The organism is Paraburkholderia sp. GAS448, assembly GCF_050435685.1.
GTDB lineage: Bacteria > Pseudomonadota > Gammaproteobacteria > Burkholderiales > Burkholderiaceae > Paraburkholderia.
Genome location: NZ_JBNDKT010000023.1, coordinates 94099 through 114560 on the forward strand (window position 1 = coordinate 94099; position 20462 = coordinate 114560).

18 protein-coding genes and 1 pseudogene are annotated in these 20462 nt (G+C 61.3%); 5 read left to right on the plus strand and 14 right to left on the minus strand.

Annotation, left to right across the window (positions count from 1 at the left end; translation table 11 throughout):
* Nucleotides 1-14: 14 nt before the first annotated feature.
* The 5 genes and pseudogenes from P3T23_RS32095 to P3T23_RS32115 all read right to left on the minus strand — a co-directional run bounded on the left by P3T23_RS32095 (nucleotide 15) and on the right by P3T23_RS32115 (nucleotide 3492).
* Nucleotides 15-823, minus strand: a pseudogene (locus P3T23_RS32095) (DUF7673 family protein).
* Between the two features lie 598 nt (nucleotides 824-1421).
* On the minus strand, nucleotides 1422-1784 hold the full coding sequence (locus tag P3T23_RS32100) for a single-stranded DNA-binding protein (RefSeq protein ID WP_429320098.1): 363 nt from the start codon (nucleotides 1782-1784) through the stop codon (nucleotides 1422-1424).
* Nucleotides 1785-1831: 47 nt separating this feature from the next.
* Entirely contained in the window at nucleotides 1832-2131 is a 300-nt protein-coding gene (locus P3T23_RS32105) for a hypothetical protein (RefSeq protein ID WP_097397482.1), read from the minus strand.
* Nucleotides 2132-2182: 51 nt separating this feature from the next.
* Nucleotides 2183-3016, minus strand: coding sequence for a DUF932 domain-containing protein (locus tag P3T23_RS32110; RefSeq protein ID WP_429320099.1), 834 nt, complete (start codon nucleotides 3014-3016; stop codon nucleotides 2183-2185).
* A gap of 62 nt (nucleotides 3017-3078) precedes the next feature.
* On the minus strand, nucleotides 3079-3492 hold the full coding sequence (locus tag P3T23_RS32115; RefSeq protein ID WP_429320100.1) for an antirestriction protein: 414 nt from the start codon (nucleotides 3490-3492) through the stop codon (nucleotides 3079-3081).
* A 294-nt stretch (nucleotides 3493-3786) separates the two neighbouring features.
* Here P3T23_RS32115 and P3T23_RS32120 point away from each other — a divergent pair, with 294 nt between their 5' ends.
* Nucleotides 3787-4035: a hypothetical protein gene (locus tag P3T23_RS32120; protein WP_429320101.1), complete on the plus strand. Its 249-nt coding sequence runs from the start codon at nucleotides 3787-3789 to the stop codon at nucleotides 4033-4035.
* Between the two features lie 346 nt (nucleotides 4036-4381).
* Here the strand turns inward: P3T23_RS32120 and P3T23_RS32125 are convergent, their stop codons facing one another.
* The gene (locus P3T23_RS32125; protein ID WP_429320102.1) at nucleotides 4382-4903 is read right to left on the minus strand and encodes a hypothetical protein; all 522 of its coding nucleotides are present in this window, start codon (nucleotides 4901-4903) and stop codon (nucleotides 4382-4384) included.
* A gap of 333 nt (nucleotides 4904-5236) precedes the next feature.
* Here P3T23_RS32125 and P3T23_RS32130 point away from each other — a divergent pair, with 333 nt between their 5' ends.
* The 4 genes from P3T23_RS32130 to P3T23_RS32145 are packed head-to-tail and all read left to right on the plus strand — an operon-like array spanning nucleotide 5237 to nucleotide 9336.
* Entirely contained in the window at nucleotides 5237-5494 is a 258-nt protein-coding gene (locus P3T23_RS32130) for a hypothetical protein (RefSeq protein WP_429320103.1), read from the plus strand.
* On the plus strand, nucleotides 5494-5859 hold the full coding sequence (locus P3T23_RS32135; protein WP_429320104.1) for a plasmid mobilization protein: 366 nt from the start codon (nucleotides 5494-5496) through the stop codon (nucleotides 5857-5859). The genes P3T23_RS32130 and P3T23_RS32135 overlap by 1 nt, the downstream gene beginning before the upstream one ends.
* 35 nt (nucleotides 5860-5894) lie before the next feature.
* Nucleotides 5895-6098, plus strand: coding sequence for a hypothetical protein (locus tag P3T23_RS32140; protein ID WP_429320105.1), 204 nt, complete (start codon nucleotides 5895-5897; stop codon nucleotides 6096-6098).
* Between the two features lie 4 nt (nucleotides 6099-6102).
* On the plus strand, nucleotides 6103-9336 hold the full coding sequence (locus tag P3T23_RS32145) for an LPD7 domain-containing protein (protein WP_429320106.1): 3234 nt from the start codon (nucleotides 6103-6105) through the stop codon (nucleotides 9334-9336).
* 961 nt (nucleotides 9337-10297) lie between these two features.
* Here P3T23_RS32145 and P3T23_RS32150 read toward each other — a convergent pair.
* From P3T23_RS32150 to P3T23_RS32185, 8 genes are all read right to left on the minus strand, one after another.
* Nucleotides 10298-11602, minus strand: a complete 1305-nt coding sequence (locus tag P3T23_RS32150; RefSeq protein WP_429320107.1) for a hypothetical protein — start codon at nucleotides 11600-11602, stop codon at nucleotides 10298-10300.
* 550 nt (nucleotides 11603-12152) lie between these two features.
* A complete protein-coding gene (locus P3T23_RS32155) occupies nucleotides 12153-13082 on the minus strand; it encodes an ATP-binding protein (RefSeq protein WP_429320108.1) in 930 nt (309 codons plus the stop codon).
* 101 nt (nucleotides 13083-13183) lie between these two features.
* Entirely contained in the window at nucleotides 13184-15184 is a 2001-nt protein-coding gene (locus P3T23_RS32160) for a hypothetical protein (protein ID WP_429320109.1), read from the minus strand.
* A gap of 530 nt (nucleotides 15185-15714) precedes the next feature.
* Nucleotides 15715-16200, minus strand: a complete 486-nt coding sequence (locus P3T23_RS32165) for an HD domain-containing protein (RefSeq protein ID WP_429320110.1) — start codon at nucleotides 16198-16200, stop codon at nucleotides 15715-15717.
* Between the two features lie 219 nt (nucleotides 16201-16419).
* Nucleotides 16420-16881, minus strand: coding sequence for a MarR family winged helix-turn-helix transcriptional regulator (locus P3T23_RS32170; protein ID WP_429320111.1), 462 nt, complete (start codon nucleotides 16879-16881; stop codon nucleotides 16420-16422).
* 162 nt (nucleotides 16882-17043) lie between these two features.
* The gene (locus P3T23_RS32175; protein ID WP_429320112.1) at nucleotides 17044-17757 is read right to left on the minus strand and encodes an SDR family oxidoreductase; all 714 of its coding nucleotides are present in this window, start codon (nucleotides 17755-17757) and stop codon (nucleotides 17044-17046) included.
* A gap of 72 nt (nucleotides 17758-17829) precedes the next feature.
* On the minus strand, nucleotides 17830-18204 hold the full coding sequence (locus P3T23_RS32180; protein ID WP_429320113.1) for a hypothetical protein: 375 nt from the start codon (nucleotides 18202-18204) through the stop codon (nucleotides 17830-17832).
* A 31-nt stretch (nucleotides 18205-18235) separates the two neighbouring features.
* On the minus strand, nucleotides 18236-19117 hold the full coding sequence (locus tag P3T23_RS32185; protein WP_429320114.1) for an NmrA family NAD(P)-binding protein: 882 nt from the start codon (nucleotides 19115-19117) through the stop codon (nucleotides 18236-18238).
* Nucleotides 19118-20462 lie beyond the last annotated feature (1345 nt).

A 20462-nucleotide genomic window follows, 5' to 3' on the forward strand; every position in this document is an offset into this window, starting at 1 on the left:
CGTGCGCCCGGAATCTAAAGCCACTGCGGCCGGAGCTCGCCTTCCTTCATGTCGAGTGGCCCTTCGGGCCACTCACGCGGCCGCCACGCCTCGCGATGCAGGTCGATAAGATCGCGGCCATACGCTCCGAGTCGCCAGCTGAAAAGTGTAGTTCGATCGGCAGCTGGCGTGCAGACTCCCCGTCAATCGCCACCACGAGCGTCATATCGCGATAACCTGGTGCTTCCTGATTCGTCACATAGCGGGCCTGATAGCGTTCGCCATGAACCGGCGCCGGCTCCGGCGCGGGACGTTTGTCCAGATTCCAGCGCGTGATTATCTGCTGCCAGCGCTGCTCACCGCCAGGAAAATAGCCGTGCACTTCAACAGTCGGGCGGTGGTCGAGTCGCAGCACGGCGAGACAGTGCTCGAACAGATCGTAGTCCAGCGCCCGCAGCGCCGTGAGGTCGAAACGGTAATCGGTGCCGTTGTACAGGCCCGCGAGAAATTCGGCGACGGTCTCCGCCTGTTCGGTGGCGCCTTCGGCCACGTCAACGAGCTGCAGGAGCGAATCGAGGCCGCGGTCACGATCGCCAACGCGGATCTCCGCTGGGCGCTGCGCTGGCGTCTGTCCGCCGTGCGCGTTCGCAAAAGACTCCGTGATGGTGTGCCGGAACGCCTCGAGGAGGTGCCCGGGCACGTCGCTCGTAATCCGGTGCGTTTTCGCGCGGGGCGGAATGTTCATGGTGTTACCTTGATGGTCCGAAGTAGGAGGCTTCGGCCTCGTACCCGCGTTCGGTAATAAAAGCGGCGATGCTGAACGACACTGTTGCTTCGAGGGCATCGGCCAATGCAAGCCCGGAAACGATCCCGCGGAAATATTCGCTACTGTACCCAACGCCAGTTCCTTGCTGCCGTTCGCGCCAGGTCACAACCATGTGTGCCTTGAGACGTTTCAGTTCGTCGGCGCGAGCGTAGATCGTTCTGCCTTCCGTGTCAGGTCCTGTTGATTCAATCCGTATCAGGGATCGTACGACAGCGCCGGCCTCAGCGGTCCGCAAGCCGATCCAGGATCCAGCCCCCACGGCTTCGCCGTGGAGGAAACACGCAGCCTCCGGCTGCTTGACGACCCCGGCCGCGGTTCGCTTGCGCTGTACCGGATCGTCCCGGCGCTACTGCGCCGCGCCGGCGCTCTCCCCACGCCTACTGGCGCGGGTCCCCGTGCGCCTCGATCCGGGCGCGCCGGCGCGCGCGTAACGCCTTCGGTTATCCGGGCTCAAGGTTTGGCAGGAGGGGGGTGCCCTTTCCGGACGGCTGGGACGCCCATGCCGCTGAGGCTATTTCGGGCAGGTATGAGCCGGAAGGAACCACCGCAGCCCACGGTCTTAGCGTCAACTCCTGTATTGGTCAACAGCCCCGGCATGAACCGGGGCCGACATGCATCATTCCTGACGCCGCGCGAGTTGCGCCCGCTTGAGTTCGCCAGGCGCGCCGAAGTCGAAGTTATCGACCGTGAAGTTGTATCCGTAACGCTCGATGCCTTCACCGTCCGTGAAATCGTTGTTCGACAGCTTCGCCTCAACGATCAGTTGATCGCCCTTCAGAACGTTTCTGGCGATGGCCTCACCACGCGAACCAAAGGCGGTGAACTGGATTTTCACCTGACGCTCTTTCGCTTCACCGCTGCCTTCGTCGCGACCGGCGTACTCGTTGGAAATCAGGGTGAATTTCGTCACCTTCGAATCACCGTGATTCGCAAGCACAGGGGCGGCGGCAACACGGCCAGTAAAGAAAAGCTTGTTCATGATTGGTACTCCTCAAAGTTTAAATGAAAACAGAGAGCAACTTTCGTTCAAAATCCTGACTCGGGTAGGGCAGGCTGCGGGGCACGGGGTGGCACACGATGAAACTCGGAGAGAGCGTTGCGGGCTATCGCGCGCAACTCTTCCCGGTGCATGTCGATTGGGTGCCCGTCGCGGTCCAGCATGTTGGCAATCCGGTCGAGTGCTTCGGCGGAGCGCGCTGCGGCATCGGCGGACAAGGCCATGCGGAACAGTTCCGCGCGGACCAGAGAACGATCGCCGTATTGATAGACGGCCAGCAGCGGAAGGAGGGCGGTCAGCCACGTTGGGCGGATGTGAGCGGTATCCATGTCGGTTTCCATAGTTGAGGTCATGCCCGGCCCGAAGGCCGGGCGCACCTGTCAGCCGCGCAGGCGGCGCAGTTCGTCGGCGAGCACCCAGAGGGCGCGGTTAAGCCTGATGTTCTGGTCAATGCCGGTCACGGCGCGGGTTGTGGTCGCCCGCCCATTCGCATTACGACCGCGCAGGCCGCCGTTGATCATGTTTTCCTGCACTCGATTGAATGTTGTCCACAGGTCTGGTGCGCGATCCTCCATGCGATGCGGTGTCAGAAGTTGCTGTTCAGTGATCGGCGCGGGCCTGTCGTCGTCGTACCGCAGCGTAAGCGCGGACCGCGCGAAGGCGGTCTGTTCGCCGTCGGTCAACGCGAGACCGGCCATCCTCTCGCGCTGCTGGGTCGCCGCCTCGAAGCTGTCGAGCACCTTGAACGCTCCCTCGATCACCTCACCGACCACGTCGCCCTTATGAGGCACGCGGATATCACCAATGGTGTCTCCGCAGACCATACCGTTCTGGCACACAAACCGGAACATCCCGGCGAGCATCTGGTAGCTGCTGCTGCCGTCGTGGCTGTTCAGAAGGATGATTTCGTTGGCTTCGCGGCCCGCGATCTGGTCGGCGTGGCGCAGGCGGACCATATGTTTCGTGTGTGCGCGCTTGTCGTCGGCGCGTACGCGGGTCTGACAGGCCATGAAGGGCTGAAAACCTTCCTTGCGCAGGCCGTCCAGTACGTCGCTGGTTGGAATGTAGGTGTACCGTTCCGAGCGGCTTTCGTGCGCGGACAGCGCGAAGATCGACGGGGCAACCTCTGCAATCTCGCCATTCGTCAGCGGGCGATCCGAACGTGTGCCAACTGCGTTGCGTCCGAAGCGGCTTGTCAGGTAAGTGGTGTCCATGCTGTTCCCCAATATCAGGATCAGCCCCAGCCCACAGGCCGGAGCCGTGAGTGGTCAGTGCGTCAGTCGATGGCGCGCAGAATGTTGGCGGCCTCTACGTGCTGCGCCGCGTAGGCCCGCAGCGCGTGGTAGTGGTCAATGATCCTGTCATCGCCGCACTTTTCCGCCAGATGACACAGGGCAAACAGCGTGACGACGATGCCGAACGCGTCAGCGCCCATCGTGTCGCTGTAGCCGTTCATGTGCCACCGCACATGCATCCGTCCGCAGTTCGCTGGAGCCATATAGAAGCCGCTGTTCGACAACTGGAAGAAGTCCCACGAACCGCCCTTGTAGGCACTCGAAAGGCGGGCAGCCCAGTCGTACACCAATGCCTCGCCCCGAAGGTATTGCGCGCCCAGGTAGTGAGGAAGGAAATTCAGACGCAACTCATCGACGACGACTGCCGACGAGATTCTGGTTTCATTGTCAATCACGGTTATCTCCGGAAATGGGCCGCAGCGGAATGCCGGGCCACGCTTTTATATTAGGTCGTATTGACCGTTATATCAAGATTTTAACGATCTTGTTTTTCAATCATAAATACAAATATATTTAAAATATAAATCGAATCATTGCGTTTTATAAGGGCAATTAGACCTATCATATCCATGTGGCCCGGCATTCCGCTGCGGCCCATTTCCGGAGGCATCCATAATGGAAGTCGTTGAAATCCTTGTAACTGAATCCGTTCTCGAAGCTATTTCGAGCACGTCCCGAAAGATCGTATCGTGACCGTTGTTGGCGAGACGGTTTCCCCGCAGGCCGTAAGCGAACTGCGCGGGATGAAAAAGGGAGATGCCGCTGCTGCCGCCGAGCTTCGCATGACGGACTCGGGCTGGTTGCCGGAAGTGCTGCGCAACCGTGAGGTGCCGAAACATGTCACGGACGGCCATTGGGAGGATGACGAGGAAAGCGACGCCGACAGCACGCAGGATGAGTGCAACGACGGGGATGCGGAGGAAGCCGAAGCCGCCTGAGCCCTGATGCACTTTGCGTAAGTGCAGGCATGTCACATGCCGCCGTCCGGGTGAAAGTCCGGGCGGTTTTTTGCTTTACGAGTACAGCATAGGAAAAAAAGAAGCCGGTACGCAGACCGGCTTTCCGAGGCTCCTACCGCGTGCCTTTGGGGACCAGGCAGTTGCACGACGAATATGCCAGGCCGCGCGCCTGATGAGACCGCGATTTGCGAAACAGAATGTAACTGCGCGGTGCGAGCCAAGGCGGCATCGCGCGCGCCGCGCGCCCGTATCGAGGGCCACGGGGACCCATGCAGAATGCATGGGGAGCGGCCCGACCCGGCGCAGCGCGGCGGGGCGATGCGGTTCAGGGTTTCGTGTGCCGAGGATATTTTTTCTTGAGCGCATCAATATCGGCATTGCTCACGCGAGGTTCGCCGTACTGTTGGGCGTAGAGGCGGTTCAACTGCATGCTTGAGAGGTGGGGATTCTCGGACTGCAATTGCTCGAAGGTTTTGATGCGAGTCTGGGCCGGTGCCGGTGCATCGGTCGTGGGAGGCGCGGGCTTGTGCGCTTCGAGAGCGGCTGTTGCTCGCGAGGCAGTCACGGAGGCCGGGGCGCTGGGGCGGGCTGCCGCAGCGCCGGATTTGCGTTCTGAACCGGGCGGAGAGGCGGTCTTTCGAAGCCTGTACAGAGTTCCGTGAAACGTTCGAAGGGAGATATCGAGTCCCTGTTCGCGCAAGGTATTCAGGATATCAACGGCGGGAACGCGAGCGGCGAGCGCTGCCTCAATGTCCGGAAGGAGGGTCTTGAGGTGCGAAGCCTTGCTGCGTTTCGGGCTTGTGCTGGCAAGGTGGCGCAGCGCGGAAGCAAGCTGTTCGTGATCCATTGGGAAAATGGCGAATAAACGTAGTATGGGCGTAGTATGAATGACGACTGCATGTAGGGGCAAGGTTGTATTGTGTAGTATTCCGATGCAATGCGTGATGTACTGGTGTAGTAGGGCCGTAGAATATGCGTAGGAAATAATGTGTGGCGAAAGTGGGGCGAGGCACGTCGAATATGTTTACGTAACGCTACGCGTTCCGTAAAATATTTCGTGCCAAAGGGGCGAGCCCCTTTGAAACCCCGACGCGATCTACTGCCGCGTCAGACTGGTCGGTGGCTCCGCCACCGACATTAAGCACTGCCTGGTATGCGTAATGAATACGGAGGTGCAGTCATGATTCCTTGCAGCGAATGGGTGATCCAGCTTGTAGTGGGGCCGCGTGCCGACGAGCGTGGCAGCGAGCCGCGTTATCTGCCGTGGGCGGGCTATACGCGGCCAATGACGGGCGACCAGGCGATGCGTGCGTTGCGCGAGTGCGAGTCGCGCTGGCCGGAATACGAGTTTCGCGCGCATCCGATCGAGGACGATGGCAGGCAGTTCGCGATGGTCGGCGCTGACATCGATCGTAGTCGCTCGACGGGGCTCTGGTGATGCCCAAGCAAAAAAGCAATGGCGGGGCAGGGCTGGGCAAGCCGATCGCGTTCCGTCTGTCGGATGCGGACCGCGACGCGTACCTTGCAAAGGTGGCGCAAAGCGGGATGACGCAATCGGAGTTCTTTCGGCAGGCGGTGCTGACCAACCGTACGCAGGTGATTGCGCGACCGGTGGCGAGCGGAGACCGCAAGCGGTTGCTGTACATCTTCAACAAGACCAGCAACAACCTGAACCAGATCGCGCACCGTGCGAACTCGGAGCACCTTCGCGGGAAGCTTTCCGAAGCGACTTACGAGCAGCTGCTCACGCAGCTGCAGTTGATCGGGCAGTACCTCAAGGCAACCCTGAACAGGGTCGACTGATATCGATGGGAATGGATCAAAGGCAGGCGGCCATCATGGCGGTCATCGAACAGGAGACGAAGGTGCACTTCGATCGTGACCACGACGGTGCGCACACGCTGACGCAGACAGACTGCGGCAGCGCCCGGGCGTCCGTCGATGCCGCCGGCCATCTGCGGCCGTCGATCGTGCACAGCTCTCTGCTTTTCCGAGTCGAAGGGGCGGAGCGCTGGATCGCAGAACGCGGGGCGCGAGGGTAGGGCGATGCTGATACGCGTACGCGGCTATCACGACGGGATCAAGGACTATCTGGAGAAGGGTCAGAAGCAGGGCCGAGAGATGGAACGCGACGAGATGGATGAGCGCGTGATCCTTGCCGGCGATCTCGATCTGACGAACGACATCATCCAGTCGATCGACACGGACGCCGAGCGCTACCTGAATGTCACGCTGTCATTCAAGGAAGACGAGGTTGACCACGAGCTGTTAGGTGAGATTGTTCGGGAGTTCGAGGCGTTTGCGTTTGCCGCGTACCGTCGGGACGAATACAACTTCTACGCTGAAGCGCATGTGCCGCGGATCAAGAGCTATGCGGACCGCAAGACGGGGGAGCCTGTCGAGCGCAAGGTGCACGTGCATATCGTGATTCCGGAAATGAATCTTGTGACAGGCCGACGGCTCGATCCGTTCGGGAAGGTTGACCATAACGAGCGCTACCTCGAGGCCTTTCAGGAGCACATCAACGCGAAGTACGGACTCGCGAGTCCGAAAGACAACCGGCGTGTGCAGTTCACCGACGCGTCCGAGATGATCAGCCGGTACAAGGGCGACGTATTCGAGGGCGCTAACCGCGAACTGAAGGCCTCAATCCTCGAGGCGGTGATGACACGTGACGTTACGCGGTATGACGACTTCAGGGCGTTGCTTACGGAGTACGGCGAGACGCGCACGCGCAATGCCGGCAGGGGGTCGGAGTACGAGAACGTCAAACCGACCGGTGCCGCGAAGGGTGTGAACTTGAAGGAGTTTGTGTTCTCGCGTGAATTCATCGAGCTCGATGCTACGGCCAAGCGTGACGCGCTCGAATCAAATGTGCATGGGCAGTATGTCGAGCCAGGCGTATCGCGCGATACGCCGCAGATCTATCTCGATTCGCTCAAGACGTGGCACGACACCCGCGCGCGCGAGATCAAGTATCTGAACAGCGGCAGCAGTTTTTACAAGACGTATCAGGCAGCGTCGCCGACGGAGCAGCGGCGCATTCTCGATCACCGCGAACAGCGGTTCTACGATGCAACAGGAGGGTTCAATGAGCGCACACGAGAGCGAAGACAACAGCTCCACGATCGATCCGGACACTGGCGAGATTGGAGCCGGTTGGGGGCCGCCGGAGCAGGAGGGCGGGCGCGGGAGCGCGGCGCCGGGCGGGAGCCGGAGAGGGCAGGGCAGTCGCAGCAATGGTGGAACGAGCTCGAACGCGCGCACCGCGAAATCACGGGGCGATGGCGAGCCGGAGCGGATCACGACTTTGACGCTCGCTTCGATCGATCCGGCGCGCCGTCCCAATCCGCCCACCGTGTGCATGGCCTGCCCAGCCGCGGTGTGGATGGCGACGCCGCGCGACGTCAAGTGCTTCTGCCGCCTGATGCACTACTGGAGCTGGGAAACCAGCAAGCCGAACGAATTGACGCATTGCGATGGTCTGGCGATCGCGAGCGAGCGGGAAGAGAACAGCTAGGCATTTCGGTGCCGCGGCCGCGATGGCGCGAAGGTGCCGGCCGCGACTTCGAACGCGGCGGAAGTTACGACGAGAGGGAGGGGCGCTGGCAATCTTCAGGCGCTCGCGATGCCGTTGACGGGTCCGACGGCGAGCCGGAGTGGAAAGTGATGGTCGATCGCATGTTTGTCGCGTGGGACCAGGCAGATGAGGCGGGGCGGACGCGTCTCACGCGCACCGGTGCCGAGAAGTTCATGCGGGCGGGAGGGCCGTTCGGCTCACGTGACCCTTTTAATCTGACCGGCGGTCGCCTGCCCGCAGGGTTCGGGCCGCGTGAAGAAATCCGCAGCCTCGCGAATGTGCAATCGTTCGATGCGATCGAATCGTCGCCGTTCGAGATCCGGCCAACTGATACGCCGCCGCCGGACGCAGCGTCGGTCGATTTCAATGCGAGAGCGCGCGCGTCGACGGGCCGGGCAGCCGATACCGTTCGCGATCAGTTTGCGCGCGACCTGTCCGAGGCTCGCACGGCGCGACGTGCGCGGGAGCGGGATGAGTTCACCGAGATCCGCGCGACGCTAGACGCGGGCCGGTTGCTGGCTGTGCTCGCGCATACGCACGGACTGATCGTCGAAAAGTATTCGATCGGTAAAGGCGCGGACGGCAGTGACAGAATCCATTCCGGCTCGCGCAATCTGAATGTGTCTGACTTCCTCACCAAAGAGATGAACCTGTCATGGGAGGATGCTGCGCAGCTGCTGCGCGAGACCTATCGTGCACAGACAGGACGTGATCCGGAGCATGCACCTAGGCGTACGCCTGAACGGGACCTATGGGGCGAGTTCCAGCAATGGCGATCGGCATACCGGAACGAGCTACGTCGCGCGTGGGATGCGCAGGCCGATCATGAGAGTGAGCGGCGAAAGGCGGTCAAATCGGAGTTCTACAGTGCCCGCAGCGCGCTTGTCGACCGCATCGACCTGTCAGGCGCGCAGCGCCGCGAGCAGCTGTCTGCAGCACGTGTTGCGCGCCTTGAGGCAGAGGCCGCGCTGCGTGTGCAGATTGCGAAAGAGCGGGATGCGCTGAAGGGCGCCGCAAGCCGGCCGTTGAGCGAGCAGTATCGTGACTTCCTGCAGGAGCGCGCTCAGAAAGGCGACGAACGGGCGCTGCGTGAGTTGCGCCGGATGCAGCAGATCCGCCTGCGGACGAAACGTGCAGACGACGCACGCGCGGTCATTTTCAGTGCGCTGTCTCATGCGGTGAAGCCACCTGCAGCCCACGACCGCAACGAGATCATCTACGCGGGCCCGGCGATCACGTACGAGGTGCGGGCCGGCGGCGAGGTCGACTACCGGAAGGACGGCGTGGCGTTCCTCGTCGACGAGGGCCGCACATTGCGCCTGTGGGATAGCGAGCGCGAGGCGATCGAGATTGCGCTGCATTTCGCGCAGCAGAAGTTCGGCTCCATGCTCTCGCTGTCCGGACCCGAGGCGTTCCAAGCAGCCGCCGCGCGCGTAGCAGCCGACACTCGCATGCGCATCGTGTTCGATCAGCCGCACCTGGAGAGTATCCGGCAGGTCCGGCTTGCGGAGTTCGATGCCGAGGTGCTGGAACGTCGGGCAGCGCAGCGTGAGCGCGACGCATGGGAGCGCAATGAGCTGCGCGATGCCGTGCGCCATCCGCCGCCACCCACTCCGGAAGATCCGGCCAATCCAGACCAGGATGCGGCATCGCCTGCTGATCCCGATGCACCCGACAGTGGGCCAGATATTGACCGATGAATCATCAAACTGAGAGAAGAAAATGAACCAGCTTGCACACATCGACCGCGACGGCCCGGTTGCGGTTGCGGTCGCGTCCGGGCCTCGGGCCCTGTTGCCCGAGTTCATCACAAAACTGATTCTCGAACGGTCCCCGTCGATTGGTCGAATTCGCAACCTGAGGATTATTTGATAATCGTGCCTTGGTGGCTCATGGCATGAACAAACCGTGACGAGCCCGGATTTTTGAATGAGGGGGAAATGTGAAGGGTCGGATAATTTCAGTTTCCGAACCTTCGTTTGCGCGCATTGGACGAACGAGTGGAAATGAATCGCCTCGACTGGCCACCGCGCATTCAGAGCCATGCTGCCTCGCCAACGCGTAGCCGGCCGGCATTCGTCCTACGGGATTGCCAGTGATATGGCGCAGAAGTTGGCCGGAACGCAGGGCACGAGCAGAAGAGGGCTGAACACCCGTAGCGTGGACTATCAAGTCGCCTACCAGCACAGCTTGCGGTCGGCGCCGGAAGATTTCATCGTTCACGTCCCGTCGCAGATGGTCTGCAATGTACCGGCCACGGTTGACCAGATAATCCAGAGGCTTTGTCCGTCTGGAGTTCTGCCTCAATCTGCCTTCGGAGGCAACCGGCGTTGTCGCCGATGTGCATGGTTGCAAGGGGACGCGATATTTTCGACTTTGCGCGTCCGGAGCGGTCGGCGGCCCGCCGGATCATTAAACGCAACGCAGCTAATACGACTTATCAGCATTGAAACGACCGGAAAGCGCCGGAACGAATGACGCGCAGCCGTTTAGCCAGCAGTGAATTGAGAGGGGTACATAGTCCGAGCTATCTACCCCTTCGTTTGCGGACACTGGCCCTTATATCGACTGGACGCTCACACAACCAATTTTGTTACTAGTTTTCAAGTAAATTTGTTACTACCGCCCCCTGCGGCCCGCCGGTCAACGTGATCGCCCGGTTTAGTCTGTTCCATGGCTGCGCCGTGTCTGGTCCGCTACCGCGAGCGCGTGACGATACCCGCCCGCCGTTCTCGCCAGTTTCTCTGCGTCGCTCCAGAAACCGCGACGGGCCTTCACGCAGTCGATAAACAGCCGATAGTCGGCTGCGACGGTCGTGGCCATCGGGCTGGGTTTGGCCACCCGCGCCAAAGCAGGGTAGGGGAGCGCGTTACCAGCGACATGCGGGCATGTCGTCGCGCAGCGACGCAGTCCGGCGATGGCGGCAGCCGGCGTCGCGGCGCAGACCTGCAGGCGTGCGTTTTCCCAGCGGGCAACAAACTGACCATCGACGCCTTGATAGAGCCAGCACCACGGCCGCCCACCGCTCAGTCCCACCAGGCGCCGGTGGCGAACATCCCGATTTGCAGGGGTGAGCGCATCAACGACGTGCCAGCCGCCCATCTCCGACCACGTCAGGCAGGCGCCTCGAGCCGCATCCCACATTAGTTCAAACCGGGTCTGCTGCCGCGTTATGTATCTGGCCTGACGTAGGCTTTTGCTGGCGTGCGGTCGACTAAGCCAGCTGGACGTCAAGGGCGCAATGAATTGCACGCCCTGTGGCGTCGCGCGCGCCAGCCACGCACTGTCCGACCATGCGGTACGAGGCGTCACGTCCGACCAGGCGGCGACACCAGAATGCGCGATAGCGCTGGTCCGCGCATGGGCGTCGCGCCACACGGCTCCAAGGGTCACGCGTGCCGCATGGTATTCAAGCCATTTCCTTGCTTCGTCATCTGGCGCCTCGCCGCAGATCTGACAGTCCTGCTCGACTGACAGGGTGAGCCGCATCCTCGCCGTTGTCGGTATCTGCTGATCGGGCCAGCGGCGAGCCTCGACACCGGGCTCGATTGCCCGGCTCCAGAGAAGATCCGCGAACGCTTGCCGGGCTTTGACACTGCCTGCGACCCACTCGGCAATCAGGAGTGGATCGCACGCCTTGATGAAGCTTGCTACTGTTCGCGCACTGCCGGGGGCGAGATGTCGCCGGATGCGGCGGGAAAGCGCCCGATACACGGTTACGGTCGGTGATATCGCGCAGGCACCCCCAGGACCGGCGAACGATTTCTCCTGTGCAGACATTCGTCCCGAGAAGCTCGGCACATACGATACGAGGCTGACTGGCACCCGCAGATCGCTGACCGGCCGGAAGCACGCGGGATAGGCAATGCCCAACGCGCGGGACGCACCGATCAGCCATTCGACGCTACCCTTTGCGTGACGGCAGCATGCCCTGTCAAGCTGCGCCGGTCGGATCAGTAGAGACATTGCATCAAGCCACTGCGCGACGGGATCGAGTGCGCAAGTCTGCTCTGCCGGCAGCGTCGGTCGGCGGCAGGTCTCACGGGTGAAGAAGTGCAGTCGGTCGCATCGACAACCACCGGCCGGACCGTCCGCGCTCCATGAATGCAATCCTCCGGAAAAGGGCGCGCCACAGTGGCAACGATCAACGAGCGGCGTGCCATGAATCGGGCAGGCGTGAAGCAGTTCGACGGAAAAAAGCGCGCTGTGATATCCCGCCGCAAGACATGCAAAACACAGGCGGGGCCGCGGTACAACAAGCGACCGGTGCAGCGCTTCGGGGAGCGCCGCAAAAGTTGACCACCGGAAGACATCAGGTGATTCACCGAGGCATCGCGCCAATGCGGCAGTCTCGCCGCTCTCACAGGCAGACGGAGAGTTGATGGTCGACGAGGATGCCGGTAGATGCCACGGGAGATCGTCGGGATGAAGCGCATTCAGCGCGCAGGCGCGCATGACGGTATGCCATCTCGATGCATAGGGCAGCACACTTCCAGTGTGCCAAGTCAGGCGGGACTCAGGCATGTCCGGCCCTGCGGCGGGTGTTTTTCCGCAGCACAGCGCTCGCCGAAACCAGCGCCATCAGGGTGCCGTGCCCGCTTGCGTCGACGGCGGTTTTCCACGCGTCTGCCGAAGTGGCCACATCAATCCCGACGCCACCCGCGATGCGCAGTAATACGTGTCGACAGGCCTGCGCGACAGTCTTCATCGGAAAGTCCAGTGGTCCTGCGTAATGCGCTGGCAGTGTGTCCTGCATCGCCCGCATCAAACTGTCGGCGTGATCCGCCATCCGGAAACCGTCCGCCCATTGCTGCGGCGCCAGTCCCGCCGTAAACGAGCTGCCTGACCCGACTGGCCACTCGCTTCCTTCGTCGTAACCGCGCATCACGTAGGCAAGCTCGCCGACATTGCGCACGCCATGGAACGGTTCCGTGGCCAGCATGAAGCGGGCGGCGACGTGGGCACCGCCCGCGAGCGCCATGCCAACCGGCTCGTCGAAGAACTGCAGCGACGCGATCGAGAACACGGACAGGCGGATGCGCTGCTTCTCCAGCAGGCTATGCAGTTCTACCAGCCAGATCCACTCGCGCTGACTCATACCTTGAGCCTCGTCGATGACCAGTACGAGAAACCGGCCGCCGCCCTGGGCGGCAAGTTCGATCCACCGCTCGACCAGCATGGTCTGACGCTCCAGCGGGCTGCGCCGCGACTGAGCCAGCCGATGGCCGCTCGCATCAAGAAGGTAGGCATAAAAGCGGCCCACCGCTGCGGCGCTGCCGGAGTCCGTATGGCTCCAGATGACCAGGGGCACATGGCCGCCGTGGCGCTCAGACAGCAGGCGCTGCAACCAGTGGTCGATCGCGCTCGATTTGCCGAAGCGGGATGGACCGAAGATCGTCGCGCCGTCTATCTGATCGTCTAACCAGGTGCTGATGCGCTCGACCATGTCATGGATGGCGACCGTGAACAAGGAATAGTCGCGCGTGACAATCGGATGATCCCGCGGCACATGAGCGGCGACCAGCGGCTCTGCGGTTGCGGGAACTACTACCATTGCTGGGCCCGCCGCATTGGGGGTAGCGCCGTACCGGTTTCACGGTTTGGTTGTGCGGGCGTCGCGTCATGCACTGCAGGTGTGCTGCCGATCTTGGAAAGGCTCACCATTGAATGACCAGCGACCTGCTCTGCATGCTTTTGCAGTATGCGTCTTGCTTCCAGATACGCAGGGTGGGCGGGCAGTTTTCCCGATGGTGCCGCTTCGGCATACCGGATCAACGCCTCGACGGCGTCGCCGTTCGTCGCCAGATGGAGCAGCCGGCGCTTCTCGAGTGCGCGGATCGCCTGGCGAACATAAAGCGAATGCGGTGTTCGGTGCCATGGGGGCGCGGCGCGCACGACGCCCAGAAAATGCCCTCGCTGTGTCGAGACGGTGGCGTAGCGTGCGTCGTCCTCGTCTTCGAGTTGGATCCAGAGGTTTTCGCCCAGCAGGTCGGTGCGCAGGCAAAGCCACTCGGCTGAATAGCGGCCGTTGGCGAAATTGAAATGGGGGCGGCGACCATTTTGCACACCGCCAAGCAGTGTACAAAGCTTGCGCACGCCGACGATGCGACGCACAGCATCGGGATCGGCTTGCCGTGGTTTCCAGTTTCCTTGTGAGAGCAGTCGATCGAGTTGTTCGAGCGGACTCCGATATCCAAGTCCGGAGTGAGGCGTCGCGTTGTAGTTTGCAACGAGTGTATCGAGCAGCTCGTGCGCGTATTCGAGCTGAAACTGGGTGGCGAGCGCCGCTGCGTCGGGATCAGTACCGCGTCGGCCCACAGGCGAACTCCCGGTTGTGGTTGAGAGTCGATGAAAACCGTCGGCGGCCAGACGTGCGAAGAACGATTCTATAAACGGCCGGTCGTCCTTGCTACGTCGGCGGCTAAAGCACGCAGGGTCCTGTGGCTTGACGAGCCTTGCTCCCACCACGTCGCGCAGGACGTCTTCGACGCGCGCGCAGATGTTGGCGAGCGCACCGTCGACGCTGAACTCGTTCCAGCATGCGCCGACCAGTTGAGGAAAGCGGTGAGCGGGTAGGCCAGCGTCTGGCAGATAGGCCGCATTGCCGAACTGCAGCTCGCGCGGCGCCCATGGCTGAAGGGCGCAGCGAATGGCCCGCAGCACATCCTCGGCCGCGCATTCCCGGCGCAAACTCAGGTGGTAACCAAGCACCGCGCGCGACGCTACATCAATCAGCACGATGACCCACAGACGGTGAATCATCCGCGACTCGGTTCCGCCGTGCGGAGAGGGCACCAGCACCATCATCCGACTGTCGAGCTTATGCGCGTCGCACTCGACGCGCTCGAATGGGGCAAAAAGGGGCCGACGCGTTCCGTCGCCGCTGGCGGCCTTGCGTGCCGAGTCGTTGCCGGCGAGTTGACGTGCTCGTGCGGGATTTTCGGCGAGTACGCGATCGATGAAGCGAGACAGGGTCACGTAACCGCGCTTCTCGACATTGAATGGCCATTCTCCCCGGCGCTCGAAGCCGCGATCGCGCAATTGAGCGAGAAACCATCGGAACACTGCCATGCGTGGGCGAATCGAAGACTCAAGGTCGCTGCGCTTACGCAGGATGTGCTCGCGCAGACCGCTTTCGAATCCTCGCCCCGCCGGAGATTCAAAAACCCATTGCAGTGCGCCGGCTGCTCCACCGCCCCATGCATCAGGCTTGATGGGTGCCTTTCTATCGTAGGATTTCACGCGCACATACGGTAGCAATCCACGCCAGCCGTGAACGTCTCCGTCGGGATGGGTTGCGAGGCAGCGCTCGGTGAGCAACCGGTAGGTCTGGACCCGGCCCATCGCGCATGCCGCCTTAAGCTGCGCGTCGGTAGAGCCGTCGAGATACAGACGGATAGCGCGCTCCCGTCGAGCGTACAACGCTTCACGCTCGGGGGAGAGGGCAGCTCTGTCAATGCCGGGCCAGATTGAGAGATCGATGTCGCCCGCGTCCAGGCCGGCGCTCTGCGAATGATCGCATGCTCGCAACCGTGAGCGTCGTCTCATCGTGCTCTCCGCTGCCGTGTCGATACGCCAGAAATAAGGGTAGGCGATTTTGTGCGGCGCGTTGCGGCCTTCGTGAACGATGGCCACGCAATAGTCGAGATTGGCGGACGGAGTCGGTTCGTGGATCGGTAAGCGTGTGCCACGCTAACGAACTAACGACTCCGTGGCGATCGAGCTGCGTTGATCGCAGCAAAGAAGGTCAGCGCGCCCAGCGTTCTCGGAAGCTCGATGGGCGATGTCGGGGAGGGCGCGTGTCGACCGTCAAGAGCCGTTCAGGGCAATGAAAGATCAACGACTCAAATGCATCGTGAAACGGTCATAGATTAACTGCGTCACATTCTCACTTTCCATTGCTGGCCAAAAATACGAGCATCGCTACCACACGGACGGTCTCGATCCACTATGGAAACCAAGACCGCTCATTCTGGCGTGGTTCCTGGCTGCGAGGAATCGATGTTGCCTACGTGCATGTCGGTGAAGAATGCGTCCGCTTCTGCAGCCATGGTGCAGTTGTGCGTCACGTGAAACGTTCAGCTTTCGAAGCTTGCCCCAAGGAGGAGGTCGCACACGTTGGGAATGTCGAGACCAGGCACCAGACGGCGGCCAATGTCGGCCAGACCGGTTCCGATGGCGGTGTGCGGCTTCTGCCTGGCGACCTCGGCTAGTGCCTCCGTGAACGCTTTCTTGAAGCCAAGCCGCGGATAGAGCGCGAGGGTATCGTCGATCAGTTGGGGAGAAATCTCGTCCATCCTGAGCCCCATGACGTCGACATGAGCGCCGAAGTGGACGAGCGCGACTTCCGGCTCCCTGCGATCGGCAATCTCAGCGGACGAGTGAAGCGCAATGGCGTCCCAGACGACGTCGATTTTCGTCTCCGGATAGTCGTGGGCATGCAGAAACCTGCTCGCAGCGTCGGCGCCATCGACTTCGAAGCGCTTATCCGCAGCATGATTCTCCGACAGACCCAGGTCGTGAAGCAGCGATGCGAGATAAACCAGTTCGCGATCGTACTTCATTTGCCGCTTCCGGCCGATGAACTCCGCGAACCATCATGTCCTGTGGACATGATTGAGAAGCGGCCCCGAATGAGCCTGCCCGGCGAGGGCCGCCGCTTTGCGCGCGAGCTCGGAATCCGGTGCGATCATGCCTCCGATAGTGACAGCGGGGTTCATAGCCCTTCCGCGAATGATTACTGGTTTGACGAATCATGTTGTTGTCGCAATGCATCTGGAGGCTTAGTCTTCCGACGAACGCATCGACACCTCGCCGACGACCACCCCTCTCAACCCCTCCCGCAACGCCGTAACATTGTCTACACCGTTCAGTTGCTCGAACTTCCGCTGCGCTTCCTGCCAGAGAGGGGCCGCCCTTTCGTGCAGGCGCCGTCCCTCTTCGGTGAGTTCGACAAGGCGGCTTCGGCCGTCCGTGGGCGAGGGCTTGATCGTCACGAAGCCGTCGCGTTCCAGGAAGCCAACCATTTTCCCCATCGCCGTTCGTTCGATATCGAGCCGTTCGGCAAGGGCATTGACCGGGGTACTTCCCACCTCGTTTAGGGCGGCCAGGGTGAGGAATTGCGTGATGCGCAAACCCGCGGGCTCGAGATGGCTGTCGTAGAGTCGGGAGATCTGCCTGCTCGCTTTCCTCACGGCGAAGCAGTTGCATTGATCGATTCCAAGCGGCTGGTTGACCGGCAACATCTGTTTCACTCCTGATTTCGGTTAACTGGGCGAACGCTGCGCGCGCGTCGCGCGAAGGTACGGCGGTATGTTTCGATGAAAGCCGGGAGCGACAGCGCTGGCGTACGGCGAACTGCGCAGCTCATGTCTCGCTGCTGAAACCGACCGGTGTCATCTCGCTGTTCAAAGCCCTGCAGGCGGTGTGATGTAGCCGGGTATCTCGGCCGCAAGCGTGCTCTTCAGCACCGCTGTCCCCTCGTCGGCCATAACCTCGCTCTTGCCGGCGGCGAGAGCGTCGTAGGTCTGTCGCACGACGTCCTCGGGACTGGCTTTCTGCACGTCAATGCCGTTGGTCAGATCGGTATCCACGAACCCGACGTGCAGGCCCAGAACCTGGATGCCACGCTCGTGCAGGTGAAAGCGAAGCTGGTTTGTGTAACTCCAGGCTGCGGCCTTCGACGCGGCATACGGTGTCAGATAGGGCCGCGGAAGCCACACGATGTCGGAAAGCACGTTGATGATGGCAGCATGCGGCTGGGCCGCCAATATCTGCTCGAAGGCCTGTGTGACGCGCACTACGCCGTAGTAGTTGGTATCGAACATGCGGGTGGATTGCGCTTCCACGTCGGCCGCCAAAGGCCCGTCGATCAGAGCGGCAATGCCCGCGTTGTTGATCAGCAGAGTCGTATCCGCCGCCAGTTTCGCGGCCTCGGCGATCGACGCCGTATCCGTGACATCGATCCTGACCGGCACAATGCCCGGCTCGTCGAAACCGCTCGTGTTGCGCATGCCTGCGTATACTTTCGCCGCGCCGCGCCGACGTGCCTCTCGTGCAAAAGCCAGGCCCAAGCCACGATTGGCACCGGTGATGAAGACGGTAGCGTTCCTGATATCCATGACAAGCTCCTCTTTCAAAAGCCGCATACGGGGGGAGAGTCAACTCCCGCCACTAGCCTGCGGGTGCTTGGTTCAAAGAAAGATGTTTTCCGGCAACTGCTTCGAAAGCGCCTCCCGCAGATGGGTGGCGAGAGTCAGTACAGCGCCAAGCGGGCTCATCCGCACACTGACACGCGGCACCGATCCGTCGGAGTTGCGATCGACGACAACGGCCGCGCTCAACTTCTCGCCGCTCGTCAGAACAGCCTCGTATTCAAGAAAAAGCCGCGAGCCGACGGTATGAAGAAACTTGGGCGTCTGTGAGACGTAGAAGGTTCCGACGGCGTCGACGGCGAGGCGGATGTCGTCGCGCCCGATTACGGGACTGCGCAACACTGAGCTGACCAGCTCCGCGTCAGCCGTCAGATCATCGAGAAACGGGTGACGCTCATCTTGGGTGAGTGACATTTTCAAACCTCGATTCGCGTTAAGGACGTGTTCACACGAATGCGGCCCGATTTTTGGCGACGAAATTCTGGACCGAAAGCGGCGGCTTTCCGGTGATCTTCTCGACGGCATCGTTGGTGCCTGAGAAGATGCCGTCGCGGTAGTTCTGCGCGACTTCGACCAGATGCTGCGTGAGGAACGGCGGAAACTTGTAAAGGGTTTCCATCTTGATTCGGAATTCCTCGATAGAAGTCGGCGCGTATTCGATCCGGGCACCGAGAACCTCGCTCATCGCGGCTGCGATCTCGACATGGTTCATCTCGACGGGGCCGTGGAGCGTGTAGGTCTTGCCCTCGTGGCCTTCGGGGTTGGCGAGGACATGGGCGATGACGCGTCCCTGATCATCGGAGGCGATGGGCGCGTGACGGCCGTTGCCAAAGGGAAATTCAATCTTCCTCGTGGCCCAGATCTCCCTTGCAAAATGCGGATAGACGAGCCAATCGGCAAAGAAGGTGGGACGCAAATGCGTAGTCGCGACATCTGACCAATCAAAGACCTGCTCGGAAACCCAGTGGTCCTGTGCTGCGTGGCTCGTCGACTCCCGGCGTGCGGAAATCTGCGACATGTTGACGATCGCCGTGACGCCCGCTTCCTTTGCTGCCTGCGCGAAATAGGCCGCGGCCCCGATGATTCCGGGCGCGATTGGATGAAGGAAATAGGCCGATCGGATTCCTTCCATCGCTGCCCGAATGTCGTTGATGTCGGTAAAGTCCCCGACCGCAATATCGACACCGCGCTGCCTCAGGGCGGCCGCTCGATCGTCATCTGTGCGCACATATGCCCGCACGCGTTTGTCCATCTTGAGCAGTTCGTCAATGGCAATACCTCCGGTCCGCCCGGTCGCACCGCTCACAAGAATCTCAGCCTCGTTCATCGCTTCGCTCCATTCGAAAGTAAGAGCATATGCTCTCTTGAGGCAAGAATAGGAGCATGTGCTCGCATTGTCAAGTTTTTTTCTGGTTCTTGCGCAGCCCGAGGGACACCACGCTCGATTCGGCTGGCGGCATTGCTAGCGACGCATCGACGGGCTGCTGCGTAGGTGCCCCGCAATGCGAAGCGCCTGAAGGTGTCGATATCGTCACTGCTTATCTGAATGGCGAGATGTTCAATATCTACGACCGTTGGGATCGACGAAGCGATTCCCTATGGTGTGACGAGGGCGCTGAGATCAGTAAGGGCCTCGAGATTCCGAGCTACCCGCAGATGCGTAGATCCGTACCAAAACGAAACCGCAAATTGTCGTTTGCGCAGGTCAGCGTTAAAAATACAAAGGCCGAGATGCGACTGATCAGCTAGATGTGTGAGGGGCCGCTACTGTCTCTGGAGCCGACATTTGAGTGTCCATCCGCGGGCGCGAGCGAACGACTGAAAATGGCCGGCTTGCGCCTTAGCTGCAGAGAGTCTGATCAACGTTTATACCGCGACGGTTTCGCTGCAGCAGGACGGCCATCGACGGTATTGCGTTACAAAGTTAGTTGCAGCCGGGCAGCACAGTGGTAACAAATTTAGTTGACGAGGTGTGGCGCGCTGAGGCCTTTGTGGAAGCGCGGCCATGGGAAATGCTGCGCTGCACAACGGTAGTAACAACTTTGCTTGTGTGAGCGCTGGATGACCGCTCACACAACTAAATCTGTTACCAGTTTTCAACTAATTTTGTGACTACCCGGGCGCCTTGCCATCGGGTGCACCGTTACGCAGCCGCGCCGCGAGAGCAGGTGCTCCACCTTGCACATTGCGACCGTGCTGCGGCGCGCCACCGCTCATTGAGTTACAACTTTTGTTGAAACCGCGCATCGGGTTACACCTTTAGTTACCGGCGTCGACGCGAGAGTTACCACAATGGTTGAAATCGGATTCAACCTCTGTGCCTTGCTGGTCAAGGGTCTCCGCGGGATTTCGACCGGCACGTCGATAGTTACAACATCAATTGTGTGAGCGCCGGATGGCACCTGGCGTGACTACGCTGTGCGCCGACGGGAAGCCGGCGTGCGCGCAACCGGATCGCCGCGATGCGCCCCGGACGCCGGACAGCACGCGGGGCGCCGACGCAAAAGGCGCGGGCCAGTAGCGGGCGATTCATCAGATGTACCGGACGGTGCGTGCGGGCGCACCGGGAGCGACCGCATTTCCCCGCCGGTGCGTCGCCGAAGCGGGCTGCGCCCGCATGTTCATCAAACCCATGTCGCTGACACGGGCGATCGGCAGCACCGGGATACGAC